The sequence below is a fragment of the Mesorhizobium sp. Root157 genome (assembly GCF_001427385.1).
GTDB lineage: Bacteria > Pseudomonadota > Alphaproteobacteria > Rhizobiales > Rhizobiaceae > Mesorhizobium.
Genome location: NZ_LMGJ01000010.1, coordinates 1 through 14,196, shown reverse-complemented (window position 1 = coordinate 14,196; position 14,196 = coordinate 1). Strand labels below are relative to the sequence as shown.

General features: G+C 63.9%; 9 protein-coding genes and 1 pseudogene. 6 read left to right on the top strand and 4 right to left on the bottom strand.

The window, feature by feature from the left end:
- Window positions 1-5: 5 nt before the first annotated feature.
- The gene (locus ASD64_RS07705; RefSeq protein WP_056103256.1) at window positions 6-1,655 is read right to left on the bottom strand and encodes a type IV secretory system conjugative DNA transfer family protein; all 1,650 of its coding nucleotides are present in this window, start codon (window positions 1,653-1,655) and stop codon (window positions 6-8) included.
- On the bottom strand, window positions 1,652-1,954 hold the full coding sequence (locus tag ASD64_RS07700) for a hypothetical protein (protein ID WP_056103253.1): 303 nt from the start codon (window positions 1,952-1,954) through the stop codon (window positions 1,652-1,654). Before ASD64_RS07700 ends, ASD64_RS07705 begins: the two co-directional genes overlap by 4 nt.
- Before the next feature lie 270 nt (window positions 1,955-2,224).
- Here ASD64_RS07700 and traA point away from each other — a divergent pair, with 270 nt between their 5' ends.
- From traA to ASD64_RS20545, 3 genes and pseudogenes are all read left to right on the top strand, one after another.
- Window positions 2,225-5,890 (top strand): Ti-type conjugative transfer relaxase TraA, encoded by a 3,666-nt coding sequence (gene traA / locus ASD64_RS07695; RefSeq protein WP_056103248.1) that lies wholly within the window; start codon window positions 2,225-2,227, stop codon window positions 5,888-5,890.
- Window positions 5,891-5,901: 11 nt separating this feature from the next.
- A complete protein-coding gene (locus tag ASD64_RS21255; protein ID WP_056103246.1) occupies window positions 5,902-6,663 on the top strand; it encodes a DUF6118 family protein in 762 nt (253 codons plus the stop codon).
- A 16-nt stretch (window positions 6,664-6,679) separates the two neighbouring features.
- Window positions 6,680-7,227 (top strand): annotated as a pseudogene (locus ASD64_RS20545) (AAA family ATPase).
- 55 nt (window positions 7,228-7,282) lie between these two features.
- Here the strand turns inward: ASD64_RS20545 and ASD64_RS07675 are convergent.
- Window positions 7,283-7,681: a hypothetical protein gene (locus ASD64_RS07675; RefSeq protein WP_056103237.1), complete on the bottom strand. Its 399-nt coding sequence runs from the start codon at window positions 7,679-7,681 to the stop codon at window positions 7,283-7,285.
- Window positions 7,682-7,831: 150 nt separating this feature from the next.
- Here ASD64_RS07675 and ASD64_RS07670 point away from each other — a divergent pair, with 150 nt between their 5' ends.
- Complete coding sequence (locus tag ASD64_RS07670; protein WP_056103234.1) at window positions 7,832-8,440, top strand: recombinase family protein; 609 nt, start codon at window positions 7,832-7,834, stop codon at window positions 8,438-8,440.
- A gap of 8 nt (window positions 8,441-8,448) precedes the next feature.
- Window positions 8,449-10,851 carry a Tn3 family transposase gene (locus ASD64_RS07665; protein WP_200957813.1) on the top strand — a complete coding sequence of 801 codons (2,403 nt, stop codon included), beginning with the start codon at window positions 8,449-8,451 and terminating at the stop codon, window positions 10,849-10,851.
- 35 nt (window positions 10,852-10,886) lie between these two features.
- Here ASD64_RS07665 and ASD64_RS07660 read toward each other — a convergent pair whose 3' ends face one another.
- Window positions 10,887-11,468, bottom strand: a complete 582-nt coding sequence (locus tag ASD64_RS07660; RefSeq protein ID WP_056103231.1) for a recombinase family protein — start codon at window positions 11,466-11,468, stop codon at window positions 10,887-10,889.
- A gap of 163 nt (window positions 11,469-11,631) precedes the next feature.
- Between ASD64_RS07660 and ASD64_RS07655 the strand changes: the two genes are divergently transcribed.
- Window positions 11,632-14,196: Tn3 family transposase (locus tag ASD64_RS07655; protein ID WP_056103227.1), on the top strand; the 2,565-nt coding region annotated here is incomplete at its 3' end.

Sequence of the window (14,196 nt, the reverse complement as noted above, 5' to 3'; positions counted from 1 at the left end):
ATCTTTCATGCCTGGTCGAACAGCCCCCGGAACTCGGAATCGGCGTAATAGGCGAGCTTGCCGGCGACGATCGGCCGTTGCCCGGCCAGGAACAGCAATTCGAGATTTTGCGGCAGGTTGCGGACTTCATCCGGCGTCAGCAGCGGCCGGGCGGTGTGTTGCTCGCCGTAGGTGATGCCGGTCTTTTCGGCATCGAGGGCGCGGCTCATGGTCTGGAACACGACCGTCTCTTGCCCGAGCAGATCGGAGACGAGGCGGGCGCTATCGTGATCGTTGACGCCGAAGACCTGTAGGACGCCGGCGTTCGACAGGAATGTGCCGGCGCGCGGGCCGTAGGTGGCACGGAGCTGGTGAACGTCTTGCAGGATCGGCCAGAGCTGGACGCCGTAGCCGGCCATGAGGCCCATGGCGCGCTCGACGGGGGCCAGGTGGCCGAGGGCGGCGAATTCATCCAGCAGGTAGAGAACCGGCACGACCGGCTTGGCGGGATCGCGGGCCATGTCGGTGAGGCTTTGGGCGACGAGCAGGCGCAGCCAGCGCGAATAGGTCGAAAGGCGATCGGGCGGCAGGACGAGGAACACCGAGACGTTGCGGCGCTTGAGATCGGCAAAGCGGAAATCGGAGCGGCCGAGGACTGCGACCATGCGCGGGCTGTCGAGGAAATGGGTATGGCGCTGCGCGGCCGACAGCACGCCTGCGGCTTCCCGCTCGGATTTGCCGAGGTGCCGGTTTGCGGCGCGGGCGACCAGGCCGGCCGCTTCAGGGGATGCCTGCATGTCCTTCAGGAGCGTGGAGAAGGCTTCCGGGGCGAGCGTGAGATAATCGCGCAGGGTGGCGAGGTTTCGGCGCTCACGTGGCTCCTGGGCGGCGATATGGAGGATGAGGCCGGCAATCAGCGCCTTGGCTTCCTCGTTCCAATGGGCCTCGCTGGCCATGCCCGGTTCATCGAACACGAGAGCGTCGGCCAGGGTGCTTGCGTCTTCGGCCACATCGAGGCCGGCCAGGTCGAGTTGGTCGAGCGGATTGAAGGCGGCCGAGGGCAGGCTGGTAACGCCGAAGGGGTCGAGGACGTGGACCGGGCCGAACTGCTGGCGGGCGCGGCCGGCGATTTTCGCATTCTCGCCTTTGGGGTCGATGCAGATCACGGAGCGGTCGGCGGTGAGCAGATTCGGGATGATGGTTCCCACGCCCTTACCGGTGCGCGTCGGGGCCATCGTCAGCAGATGGGCCGGGCCGTCATAGCGCAGCGGCCGTTTTGATTTCGGATCGCGGCCGATCAGCAGGCCGGTATCGGCGCGGGTGAGGGGAGCCACTTCCTTGTTGGTGGCGAAGCGGGCCGAGCCGTGGGTTTCGCCTTCCATATCCCCGAAATGCTCAATCATGGGGTTGGTGAGGGCACGAAAGACGAGGATGAGAAAGACGGCAATGACGAACAGGCCGGCAATCGTTCTGGCAATCCACCAGTCTTGCGGAATAGCATTGGCAATAGCAGCGAGAATGAGCGCCATAAACAAAATGAACGCGCCGACTTGCAGCAGGTACTGCCCGCCCCGGAGCGGCGAGAGAATGACGCTAATCAACGCCCATACCGGATCGCGGGCGGCCGCGCGCAGCATGTTCTTGAACGCGGCCCATGCAAGTGTCGCCTGATTCATGAACCGGCCTCCCCGGTGCTCCCTGCCGTTTGCGCGCTGACCGCCTTGCCGAGCAGATCGGCAAACAGTTCCTTGTCGCCGTCGCGCGTCAGGAAGCCGGGCAGTTCGCGGCGCAGCCAGTCGCCCAGGTCGCGTGAGAACTGATCGGGGCCACCTTCGAGCCGATGCAGGACGAGCGCGCCGAGCAACACCTTGCGGCGTGTATCGTTGGCACGTTCCTGTTTCGACAGCCGGGCCTTGAGCGTGGCCCTTTGCGCATCCAGTTGAGCTAGCCGTTCTTCAATGGATTTGCGCGCCATCCTCAAATCTCCTTTTCCGATTGCTCTGCAAGACTATCATTCCCGACCGGTTTTTCCAGTGTTTGCCTGTTCCGCTTGAATTTTCGACGGATTTGCAGCACAATCTCGGCCTCAGTTCATAGCATCGGCATAGCCGCAAGCGCCACACCGAGCGACGAAAGAGCGAAGCGATTGAGTTGGGAAGGGCGCACTTACGAGTTACTGCGTAACTCAGCGCGCCGCCAGCTTGGTGGTTGGCGGGAAAGGCGGAAATGGGATCGAGGCAACGGGTTGGCGATCTACCATTTGAGCATGAAGCCAATTTCGCGGGCGAAGGGCCGTAGCGCCGTCGCCTCTATGGCTTATCGTGCCGGTAAGAAGCTGACCAACGAGCGCGACGGGATCACGCATGACTACACGGCCAAGCAGGGCGTGGAACATGCCGAGATCGTCTTGCCCGAGGGCGTGAACGCCGATTGGGCGCGTGATCGGTCGGACTTGTGGAACGCCGCCGAGTTTTCCGAGAAGCGGAAGGACGCCCGCGTTGCGCGGGAGTTCGAGGTTGCCTTGCCGCATGAGCTTTCGGCCGAGCAGCGGTTAGAAGCTACGCGGGAGTTCGCGCAGGAGTTGGCCGACCGCTACGGCGCGGCCGTGGACTTCGCCATTCACGCGCCGCACGATGCGAGCGACGTTCGCAATCACCATGCCCATTTGCTTATGACCACGCGGCAGGTGACGGAGGACGGTCTAGGCGACAAGACCTATCTTGAGCGCGAAAACAAATGGCTGCTGGCGAACGACCTGCCGACGACCGACATGCAGCTTCGTGACCTTCGCCAGAGGTGGGAGGGGATCGCCAACGAGCGGCTTGCGATGGCCGGGCTAGATATTCGGATCGACCATCGTTCGCACATGGAGCGCGGCCTTGAGATCGCGCCGACCGAACATATGGGCGTCCATGCCACGCAGATGGAGCGGCGCGGCCTCGACGTGTCGCGGGCGCGGCTGGACGAGGAAGCGGCCCGGCGCAATGCCGAGCTGATCCGGGAGAAGCCCGAGCAGGTTCTTACCCTCATCACCGGGGAAAAGAGCGTGTTCGACCGCCACGACGTTGCGCGGGCGCTGCATCGCTACATCAACGACGACCCGCAGGAGTTTAGAAATGCGTTCGCGAAGGTGATGGCCTCGCCCGCCCTGGTCGAGCTTCAGGCCGCGCGGATCGACCCGGCGACGGGCGAGATCGAGCTTGCGCGCTATTCGACCCGCGAAATGGTCGAGATCGAATCCGGCATGATCGAGAGCGCGCAGCGAATGCACGCGGCGCATGGTCATGGCGTCGATCGCCGGCATGTCGAGCGCGCCATAGAGCGGCAGGACGCCGCCATTCAGCGGAGTACCGGCGAGGCGTCGGCGCGGCTGTCGGACGAGCAACGCCGGGCGATTGAGCATATCACCGGGCCGGAGCGGATTGCGGCCGTTGTCGGTTATGCCGGCGCTGGCAAGTCCACCATGCTCGCGGCGGCGCGCGAGGCATGGGAGGCCGAGGGCTATCAGGTCCACGGCGCGGCGCTGTCGGGCAAGGCGGCCGAGGGCTTGGAGGAATCTTCCGGCATCCAGAGCCGCACACTGGCGTCATGGTCCCGCGGTTGGGAGAACGACCGCGGCACGATCGGCCGCGGCGACGTGTTCGTGATCGACGAGGCGGGCATGGTCGGGAGCCGGCAGCTCGCCCGCTTCGTTGGCGAGGCCGAGGCGCGCGGGGCGAAGATCGTCCTAGTCGGGGACCATGAGCAGCTACAGGCGATCGGGGCGGGCGCACCGTTCCGGGCGATCACCGAGGAAATCGGCCATGCCGAGCTTTCCGAGATTCGCCGGCAGCGCGTGGACTGGCAGCGGGAGGCGTCCGTTGCCTTCGCCACGCACCGGACGGCCGAAGGGCTGGCGACCTATCGGGATCGCGGCAATATCAGCTTTGCCGAAACCGGCGAGGACGCGCGCGGCCAGATCGTGCGCGATTACCTTGCCGATCGCGATCAGCGTCCGGAGGGGACGCGCGTTGCGATGGCGCATCGCCGGGCCGATGTTCGGGCGATCAATGACGCGATCAGGACCGAGCTACAGGACCGGGGCGAACTGGCGCAGGGCGAGGACGCCGGCGCGCTGACCTTCCAGACCAATGACGGCAAGCGCGAGTTCGCGCCCGGCGACCGCATCGTGTTCTTGGAGAACAACCGCGACCTTGGCGTGAAAAACGGGATGCTTGGCACCGTCGAGCGTGTCGAGGCCGGCCGACCGGGTGCCGGCCCCATGATCGTCGCGCAGCTCGACGGCCGGGGCGGCGATAGCGTCAGCGTCCCGATGGGCGACTATCAGGCGGTCGACCACGGCTATGCGACGACGATTCACAAAAATCAGGGGGCGACCGTCGATCGGTCCTATGTGATGGCGTCGGGGACGATGGACCGGCATCTAACCTATGTCGCCATGACCCGGCATCGTGACGGTGTGCAGTTCTACGCCGCACAGGACGAGTTCACCAATGCCGGCCAAACGTTGGCTGCGGGCCGGCTGGTCGAGTATGGGGCGGCCCCGTTCGAGCATGACCCGCAGAAATCCGGCAGCTATTTCGTGACGCTGGAAACGGACCAAGGGCAGCAGCGCACCCTATGGGGCGTCGATCTTGAGCGCGCCATGAAGGAGGCCGCGCCCGAGATCGGGGATAAGATCGGCCTACAGCATGAGGGTTCCGCCCCCGTCACCTTGCCGGATGGGACGCAGACGCACCGGAACACATGGAAGGTTCAGGACGCCGGCGAGCTGGCCTATAGCCAGCTAGAACGCTGCCTGTCCCGGTCGGGCGTCAAGGAAACGACGCTCGATTATACAAGCGACTTTGCCGAGCGGCGCGGGATCGCGGAGCAAATGGGCGTCCGCAGCGAGATCGAGATTCCGGCCGAGCGCGCCGGGTTACGTGCGGAGCGGGAGTCGACGGCCGAAGGTCGGCACCCTGCCGAGCGGGAGCGCATCGAGGACCGCGCGCCGAGATCCTCGCAAAAAGTCGGCGTGGATCTCGCGCAGGATCTTGGTGCAAATCCTCGCGCGGATCTCGCCGACGATCGACAGCAGCGCCAACAGCCGTTTGAGGGCCTGAAACTCGGGCGCGGCGCGGCGGCCGAGGGGCCGCAGCAGGACCGCGCCGACGAGAACGGCCCGCAGATCGACCAGAAACGGCCACAGCAGGCCGAGAAGCAGCGGCGCGGTATGTTCGCCGGCCTCAAGCTCAATGCGCATCCTGCCCCCTCACAGGAGCGCGGCGAGCGGCCGGAAAGGGAAGGGAGCTTGCGGCCGGCGCCGGCGCCCGACCGGCTGGCCGAGCGGGCGCGGGGGCAGTCGCCGCTTGAGCAGGCCGTTGACCGCTATTCGCGGGCTTATGAATCGGTCGCGCAGCATCGGCGCGAGGGTCTGCCGGTTCTCGACATGCAGCGGCAGGAAATGCGCGATGCCGGCCAGCAGCTCGACCAGGTGCGCGACGGCATGAAAGATTTGATGCGCTCGACGCTGCAAAACGACCCGGCGACGGCGCGCGCCATGACCGAGCTTTCCGGCCGGGAGCGTGTCGCCCATGTCATCGAGGGCATGAAGCGCGAGAACGCGGCGCTGCAAGACCCGAATGTCAGGGCCGAGCGGTTCGTTGAACGCTGGCAGGAACTACAGGGCCAGCGCCGGGAGCTTCGCGGCTGGCAACATGACGACGCCCGCGCCAAGGTCGAAAGCCAGATGAGCGGCCTTGCCAAGAGCCTTGAACGCGACCCGCAGGCGGAATCCATCGTGCGGAATCGCAGCCGGGAGCTTGGAATCGGGCAGGAGCTTCGCCGGGGCCAGAGCATCGCCCGCGAGCTGCAAGACGAAATGACACGCGGCCACCGGCTTAGTCGGGGCATCGGCATGGAAAGGTAGGCACGGAGAATATGGCGGAGCTGGACGACGACAGGGAAGGAATCGAGCCGGAAGCACTGGACGAGGACGCCGGCGACCCGGCCGCCGCGTTCGATGCGCTACGGCGCACGATCGAGGCGCAGGGCGCGCAGATCGGCGCGGAAATGACCGTGATGCGGCGCGGGCTGGAAGCTGCTTTCGACCAGCTCGAAAGGATCGAGCCGCAGGCCGATTACAAGCCCCAGCTCGCCCAGCTCGTGCAGCAGCTCGGCATTGTCGCGGAGCGCCTGCACGGCGTAGAGCAATCGCCCATTCTCCGGCAGGGCGCGCAACACTATGCGGCGGTCCTCGAGCGCAGCGGCGAGGCCCTGATACGCACCGCCGCGCAGACACTTGAGCGGCAGGCGTCCGACCTCGAGCGCGCCGGCCGGAATCTTTCGGCGCACGTCGCCGGCGCGCGGGAGCGCAGCCGGCAAGATTGGTGGCTTGTCGCCGCTTTCGCTGTTGGCCTGCTTGCCGGCGCGCTGGTGATGTTGTTCCTTCCGCGCGTGTTGCCGTTCTCGGCCGCGCCGCGTGTCGCCAGCGTCGTCATGGGCGAAAGGCCGTGGCAGGCCGGTATGAGCCTCATGGCGTTCGGCAGCCCGGAAGCATGGCAGCGCGTGGCCTCGGCCGACCAGCTCCTTGAAACGAACAGGGAGGCGGTAGCGGCTTGTTGGGAGGCCGCGCGCACGGCCGGCGAGGATCAGCGTTGCACCATCACCGTGAAAGCGCCGGCAGCAGCGCCGGCGCAGTAGTGCAGAAGGAGTTTCTATGGCTAACGCTGAACATATGTTCGTCGTGACTGGCGGCCCCGGTTCCGGCAAAAGCAGCCTGATTGACGCCATGACCCGGCGCGGCTTCCGCACGATGCCCGAGGCCGGCCGGGCGATCATACAAGATCAAGTCAGGATCGGCGGGCCAGCCTTGCCTTGGGCGGATCGGGCCATCTTTGCCGAACTCATGTTGGGTTGGGAGCTGCGTTCCTACCATGAGGCTCTTGCGAGTGACGCGCCCGTCCTGATGGATCGTGGGATTCCTGATGTTGTTGGCTATCTCACGCTCTGCGGTCTGCCTGTCCCGGCTCATGTCGAGGCGGCGGCGAAATTCATCCCTACAACAAGCGGGTTTTCCTCGCCCCGTATTGGGATGCCATTTTCGCGCAGGACGCCGAGCGCAAGCAGGACCGGCAGGAGGCCGAGGCGACCGGCCGGGTCATGGCCGAAACCTACACCCGGCTTGGCTATCAGATTGTAGAGCTGCCGCTGGTGGGGATCGAGCAGCGCGCCGACTTCATGGCGGAACGTCTGCAATCCTTGTGAAGGTGTCGTATGTTTCGGGATTTTTGCGACAGAAACTCACTTGCTAGAGACAACATCAGGGATAGCGCCAGCGATCCAGCTCCTTGATCGTTGACCTGTGGCATTTGAGGTGATGCTTCATCAGCCTGATGTCGTGGAGGTAATCCTGCTCCGGCCGGAATTCGTAATCCGGATCGATATGGAGGTGGTTGCGGGTAAAGCATTCGACCAGGTTGATGCCGTCCCAGGTGCCGATGACCTGTTCGAGGCTTTTCGCCATATGATGCAAAGGGGAACCGGGCTCGTTTTCATCCCTCATCTTGTGAAGACGCACATGGATGTGCTGCAGCATGTCGGTCCGCATGTAGCGGTTCAGGAGCATGAGCGAGTGGGCCGGCGTCTTCGGCACGGCAAAGCCCATCTTGTCTTCCGGCGGCAGGTCCGGAACATTCGGGCGGTGGTCTGTGTCGGGCATCGCAACAAACCCCGGTTTTCTGCACCTCGGAACAACACGCCGGCGAATCTGGCGCGACGATCTGCCGATTTCATATAAAGCCTTGGATAAACCTATAGCCAGAAAACCTGGCCCCCGCTACGTTGATAGACGAAGGGGGCGAACATCACCATGCTGATCGGATATATGCGGGTGTCGACGGCCGAGCAGAGCCTCGACCTTCAACGCGATGCGCTCGAAAAGGCTGGCTGTCGGAAGATCTACGAGGATGTCTGTTCGGGCCGCGCCACCGAGCGGCCCGGCCTTGCCCAGGCACTCGACACCGCTCGCGAGGGCGACACGCTTGTCATCTGGAAACTCGACCGGATCGGACGATCCCTGCCGCATGTCGTCGGGCTTGTCGGCGAGCTTCAGAAGCAGGGGATCGGGCTGAAGGTGCTGACCGGTGACGTCGACACGACCACGGCGACGGGGCGACTTGTCTTTGGCATTTTCGCCACGCTCGCCGAGTTCGAGCGCGATCTCATCCATGAGCGCACGATGGCAGGTCTGGCCGCCGCGCGAGCCCGGGGTCGCGCCGGCGGACGGCCGCGGATGATGACCCGTCCGAAGCTTAAGACCGCGATGGCGATGATGGCGGACCGGGAAAACAGCGCCCGTGATGTCGCCACCCAGCTCGGCGTCTCGCTGTCGACGCTCTATGCCTATGTCGACAGCAAGGGCCAACCGCGCCCGCGTGCCGCTGATCTTCTCAAGAAGCGTTCGGTCGCCGCGAAATAGGAGAGCCCGTGCCGGTCAGCTTCCTCACCGAGGACCAGGTCCGGCGCTACGGTCGTTTCGCGGACGAGCCGACCTCCGATCAGTTGGTCAGGTACTTCTATCTCGATGACGCCGATCGCGCGTTTGTCGCCGAGCATCGCGGCGATCGCAACCGCCTGGGCGTCGCCGTCCAGCTCGGATCGGTTCGCCTGCTCGGGGTGTTTCTCGAGGACCTTGCGACAGCTCCGGCGTCCGCCGTGGGGTACGCGGCAGAGCAACTCGGCCTCAATGATCCGGGCGCGATTTTCGCCTATGCGAACGACCGGGCGCGCTGGCGACATATCCCGCGCATCCGGGCACGCTATGGCTATCGCTCCGTCACCGATCCCGGCGTGTCGTTCCGGCTGAGCCGCTTTCTCTACGCCCTTTGCTGGACCGGCACCGACCGGCCCTCGGCGCTGTTCGATAGAGCTGTTTCCTTTCTGCTCGCCAACAAGGTTTTGCTGCCGGGACTGTCGGTGCTCGAGCGGACGGTCTCCCGCGTTCGCGCGCGCGCCAATGCCCGTCTGTTCCGCCGCCTCGTCGACAAGGTGACGCCCGAACAGCGCGAGCGGCTCGACGCTCTCGTCGTGGTGCCGGAAGGTGTCCGCCAGAGCCCCCTCGATCGCCTTCGGGACGGTCCTTATATCCAGAGCGGCCCAGAGATCAGCCGGGCGCTGGCGCGTCTCGACGAAATCCGCGTCATCACGGAAGGGTTGCCGGAAATCGACAGGCTGCCGCCTGGTCGCATCAATGCGCTCGCCCGCTTCGCGTCCGCTGCCAAGGCACAGGCGGTCGCCCGACTTCCGGACGATCGGCGGACCGCAACGCTTCTGGCGTTCATCCGCACACTCGAGGCCAGCGCCAGCGACGACGTCATCGATCTGTTCGACGTCGTCACCACGACGATCTTTTCCAATGCGCAGGCGGCCTCAAGGGAGGCGCGTCTGCGCTCGCTTCGCGACCTCGATGCCGCTGCGCTGAAGCTGCGCGATGCCGCCGCCGTTTTGTTCGACGAGGCGACACCGGACGCCGAGGTTCGTGCCGTCATCTTCGAGACCGTGGGGCGCGATCTCCTGAAAACCGCCTATGACCGGGTGGGTGCACTCGCCGAGCCGCCCGACGACGTCTATTTCGCCGAACTCAGGAAACACCGGGGGCAGTTCCGCTTCGCACCGGCGTTGCTGCGGGGGCTCGATCTCGATGCGGCCCCGGCGGGCAAACCCCTCCTCGATGCCCTTGAACACGTGCGAGTCGTTCAAGATGGCGGCAAACGCTCCGGACCTGCACCTGCCGCATTCGCACCGAAGGAGTGGATTGGCCAACTGAAAGCGGCCGACGGCAAGATCGACCTGTTCGGCTATCGGCTGTGCGTACTCGACCAGCTCCGGCGCACGATCCGCCGGCGGGATGTCTTTGCATCCCGGTCGCTACGTTACGCCGATCCCCGCAAGGGTCTTCTGTTCGGCGCGGCCTGGGAAGCCGCCCGCCCCGCCGTTTGTCGGACGGTCGGAGTTTCAGCGTCGGCCGACGAGGAACTGGCCCGGCTTTCGGCGCGCCTTGATATCGCCTATCGGGAAACCGCCGATCGCGCGCCTACCAACCCGGCGCTGTCGATCGAGACGACAGCCGACGGCGTCGATCTGTCGGTAGCGCAGCTCGACAAGATCGAGGAGCCGCCGAGCCTCGTGGCGCTTCGCACCGCAGTCGAGACTCGACTTCCACATGTCGATCTGCCTGAACTTATCCTCGAAATACAGGCGCGGACTGGATTTGCCGAGCATTTTACCCACGCGAGCGAAGGTGGTTCACGCGCCGACGACATCGCGACGAGCGTCAGCGCCGTTCTCCTGGCCGAAGCCTGCAATACTGGCTTCGAGCCGCTTGTCCGGCGGGACAACCCGGCGTTTCGCCGATCGCGGCTGAGCTGGGTGAAACAGAACTTCCTGCGCGCCGAGACGCTGACTGCCGCCAACGCAGCACTGGTGGCGGCACAGAACGCGGTTCCACTCGCCCGATCCTGGGGCGGCGGAGAAGTTGCCTCGGCCGACGGCTTACGCTTTGTCGTGCCGGTGCGTACCATTCATTCCGGCCCCAATCCTCACTACTTTGGACACGAACGCGGCGTCACCTGGTACAATCTGACGTCCGACCAGTACACCGGCCTCAACGCAATCACCATTCCCGGAACGTTGCGCGATAGCCTTTATCTCCTGGCCCTCGTCCTGGAGCAGGAAACCGAGCTTTCTCCGACCGAGATCATGACCGACACCGCAGGCTACACCGACACGATCTTCGGAATCTTCCATCTCCTCGGCTACCAGTTCAGTCCTCGCATCGCCGACATCGGCGGCTCCCGGTTCTGGCGTGTGGGCGTCACGACACGAAAGTGATGAATCTGTCCGACATTTGAGAACGCATGAAGAACTCATGCCGGTTTGACGGTGGGTGCGGCTGATTTTTCGGCTTTGAGAGCTTCGTAGAGCGCGGTCTTGCCGATTTTCACGCGCGCGGCGGCTTCGCGAACATTGAGGCCGGCAGCCAGATGCTGGCGGACCTTAGCGAGCTTCTCCGGCGTGACGACAGCTTGCCGGCCTCCGCGCCGACCCCTTTCCTCTGCTGCCTGTAGTCCGGCGCGGGTTCTTTCCCGAATGAGATCGCGTTCGAACTGGGCCAGCGCCCCGAACAGATGGAAGACCAAGCGACCGCCGGGTGTCGTGGTGTCGATGTTTTCGGTGATAGATCGAAAGCCTACACCCTTGGATTCCAGCTCGGTGACGATCTCGATCAGGTGCTTCATCGATCGGCCGAGACGGTCGAGCTTCCAGACCGTAAGCGTGTCGCCGTCTCGAGCATAGCGCACGGCTTGGGCGAGCCCCGGCCGATCGGTTTTCACACCCGATGCCTTGTCTTCGAACAGCTTCTCGCAGCCCGCCTTGCGCAGCGCATCGAGTTGCAGCGCCGTATCCTGATCGCCGGTGGATACCCTTGCGTAGCCGATCGAGGTCATGACGTGTGATTTGTCCGCTTTCCCATTGAATTCGGACAATGTCCGGTTTGCCGTCGAATGGCAAGGTTTATGGACGAAACCTGTGGAAGCCGCGAAACGACCGTTTGCCGGACAGGTGTTTTCCATTTCGGTGCAGCCTCCGCGAGGAGATGGAGGATGATGAATGGCGCGAAGAGCACTGTTGGGCGAAACATGGTGGAGCCGGGCGACAGCGATCCCCGACGACGAAAGAGAGATCGCCAAACATTACACGCTGGACCAGTCGGATCTCGATCTGGTCATGCGACAGAACAAGGCGTCGAACCGGCTGGGCCTGGCCTGCGTTCTGGCGATGTTGCGATTTCCAGGCCGACCGCTCGCCGATGGTGAGATCCTGCCTTCCGGCGTCTTGCGGTTCCTGGCGCGGCAGATCGGTGCCGATCACCGTGAGATCGACCGATATTTCGAACGTCCGCAGACGCGCCGCGAGCACCTCGCCCTGCTGTTCGAGAAAATGAAGATGCGCCCATTTGCGCCTTCGGACGTGCGGGCACTGACCGGCTGGTTGACGCCGGCTGCGCAAACCCTGCGCCGGGCCGATGTTTTGGCGGACATGGTTGTGGAGGAATTGCGACGTCGGCGAATTCTCCTGCCGACGCGCGGAGCACTCGAAGCCATCATCCACGTTGCAATCCGGCGCGGCATCCGCATCGCTCACCGGGCCCTGGCTGGCGGGCTTTCGGAAGGTCAGAAGCGTGACCTCGACAAACTTCTCGACCCGCGTGCGGGGACGAACGTGACCATCCTCGCGTGGGCGAGAACACCGGCATTGTCGCCTACCGCCATCAATCTCGACAGGATAGCTGAACGCGTCCAGTTTCTTCGGTCACTGAACCTGCCAATGGAACTGATGGAGCGCATTCCAACCAAGGTTTTTGATGAACTCGCCGCGGAAGGGATGCGGATGAGCGCGCAGCATTTGCGCGACCTCAATCCCGAACGCCGGCACGCCGTGCTGGCTGCGACGACTTTACACCTCTCTCGCCATTTGACCGACTGCGCCATCGACGTGTTCAAGAAGCTGATCGGCGCCATGACGCGGCGAGCCGACAATCAGGCGACCGCCCGCATCACCCGTTCCGTGCGGGAGGTTCAAAAGCCGCTGAAGGACGTTTCGAAAGTTTGCCATGCGATCATAGAGGCCAGGCAGAAGGGCGAGGATATCGGCAGGGCGCTCGAACAGGTCATTCAATGGCCGGTCTTCGCGACCAGTGTTCAGGCGGTCGACACACTGATTGCTCCCGACAGCATCGACGGGAAAATCGAAATGCTCCAGCGCTATCCAACGATCCGAAAAATGGCGCCGGAATTCCTCTCGACGTTCGTGTTTCGCGGCCACGCCGTCGCAGCGAATCTCCTGCGGGCGCTATCCATGGTCGCTGAACTGTACCGCAAAGGCAAAAGAGCGATACCCGACCGGGCTCCCATATCCTTTGCGCCGAAAGGCTGGATGCCGCTCATCCTGCAGGATGGCAAGATCGATCGCAGGGCCTATGAACTCTGCCTGTTCAGCGAATTGAAACGCCGCCTCGATGCCGGCGATGTCTGGGTGGAGGGCGCAAAGCGCTTTCAGTCCTTCGAGAGCTTCCTCATTCCCGCGCCGACATTCGAGTTGATGCGCGAGGAAGGCCCGCTTCCGATCGCCGTCGATACCGATGTTGAAATCTATCTGAAGCAACAGCGCCAGATCTTGAATGATGGGCTGAGCGAGCTTTCCCGTCTGGCGGAAGCCGGTGAGCTCGACGATGTCGAATTGGCCGGCGCGGGTTTCAGCGTCACGCCGCACAAGGCCATGTTTCCGGACATCGCGAAATCGTTAAAACCGAAGGTGGGAGGCCGCCTGCCTGGGATCCGGATCACCGACCTGCTGCTTGAGGTGGACGCCCGAACGGGATTTTCCAACGCCTTCACCCATTTGCGCACCGGGCGCACGGCCGACAACAAGCTTGCACTGCTTACCGCCGTTCTCGCGGACGGCATCAATCTCGGCCTTACCAGGATGGCGGATGTTTCTCCCGGACTGACGATGCGCCAACTCGCCTGGGCGCACGACTGGCATATCCGGGAGGAGGGTTACACCGCCGCGCATGCCATCCTTATCAATGCCCAGAGACAATTGCCTCTCGCGAAACTGTGGGGCGACGGAACCACCTCATCCTCGGACGGGCAGTATTTTCCGGCGGGTGGGCACGCCGAGGCGATCGGCGACCTCAACGCCCGCTACGGCCCGAACCCCGGTGCGAAGTTTTATCGCTTCACCTCCGACCAGTATGGGGCGTTCCACATCATCGCTATGAACGCCAATGCGAGCGAGGCCATCTACGTTCTCGACGGTCTGCTCTATCATGGCAGCGATCTCACCATCGAAACCCATTATGTCGATACCGGCGGCGTCAGCGATATGAGTTTCGCCCTCTGCCATCTTGTCGGTTTCCAGCTCGTTCCCCGGTTGCGCGGCCTCAAGGATCGCCGGCTCTATCTCTTCCCGGGCGACACGCCTCCCGAAAACCTCGCCTCGCTCTTCGGCGAACCCATCAACGTCGAGCGGATCAGGGTAAATTGGAATGACATCCTGCGTCTCGTTACAACGATCCGTTCCGGCCAGGTGCGGCCTTCGACCTTGCTGGCGAAACTGTCCGCATTCCCGCGTCAAAACGGACTGGCGCTTGCCTTGCGCGATATCGGACGC

What these genes read in the sequence shown, in the direction of transcription:
- ASD64_RS07670 (WP_056103234.1), top strand. Translation starts at nt 7,832, where the DNA reads ATGCTGATCGGATATATGCGGGTGTCGACGGCCGAGCAGAGCCTCGAC.
- ASD64_RS21255 (WP_056103246.1), top strand. Translation starts at nt 5,902, where the DNA reads ATGGCGGAGCTGGACGACGACAGGGAAGGAATCGAGCCGGAAGCACTG.
- ASD64_RS07700 (WP_056103253.1), bottom strand. Translation starts at nt 1,954, where the DNA reads ATGGCGCGCAAATCCATTGAAGAACGGCTAGCTCAACTGGATGCGCAA.
- ASD64_RS07675 (WP_056103237.1), bottom strand. Translation starts at nt 7,681, where the DNA reads ATGCCCGACACAGACCACCGCCCGAATGTTCCGGACCTGCCGCCGGAA.
- ASD64_RS07660 (WP_056103231.1), bottom strand. Translation starts at nt 11,468, where the DNA reads ATGACCTCGATCGGCTACGCAAGGGTATCCACCGGCGATCAGGATACG.
- ASD64_RS07705 (WP_056103256.1), bottom strand. Translation starts at nt 1,655, where the DNA reads ATGAATCAGGCGACACTTGCATGGGCCGCGTTCAAGAACATGCTGCGC.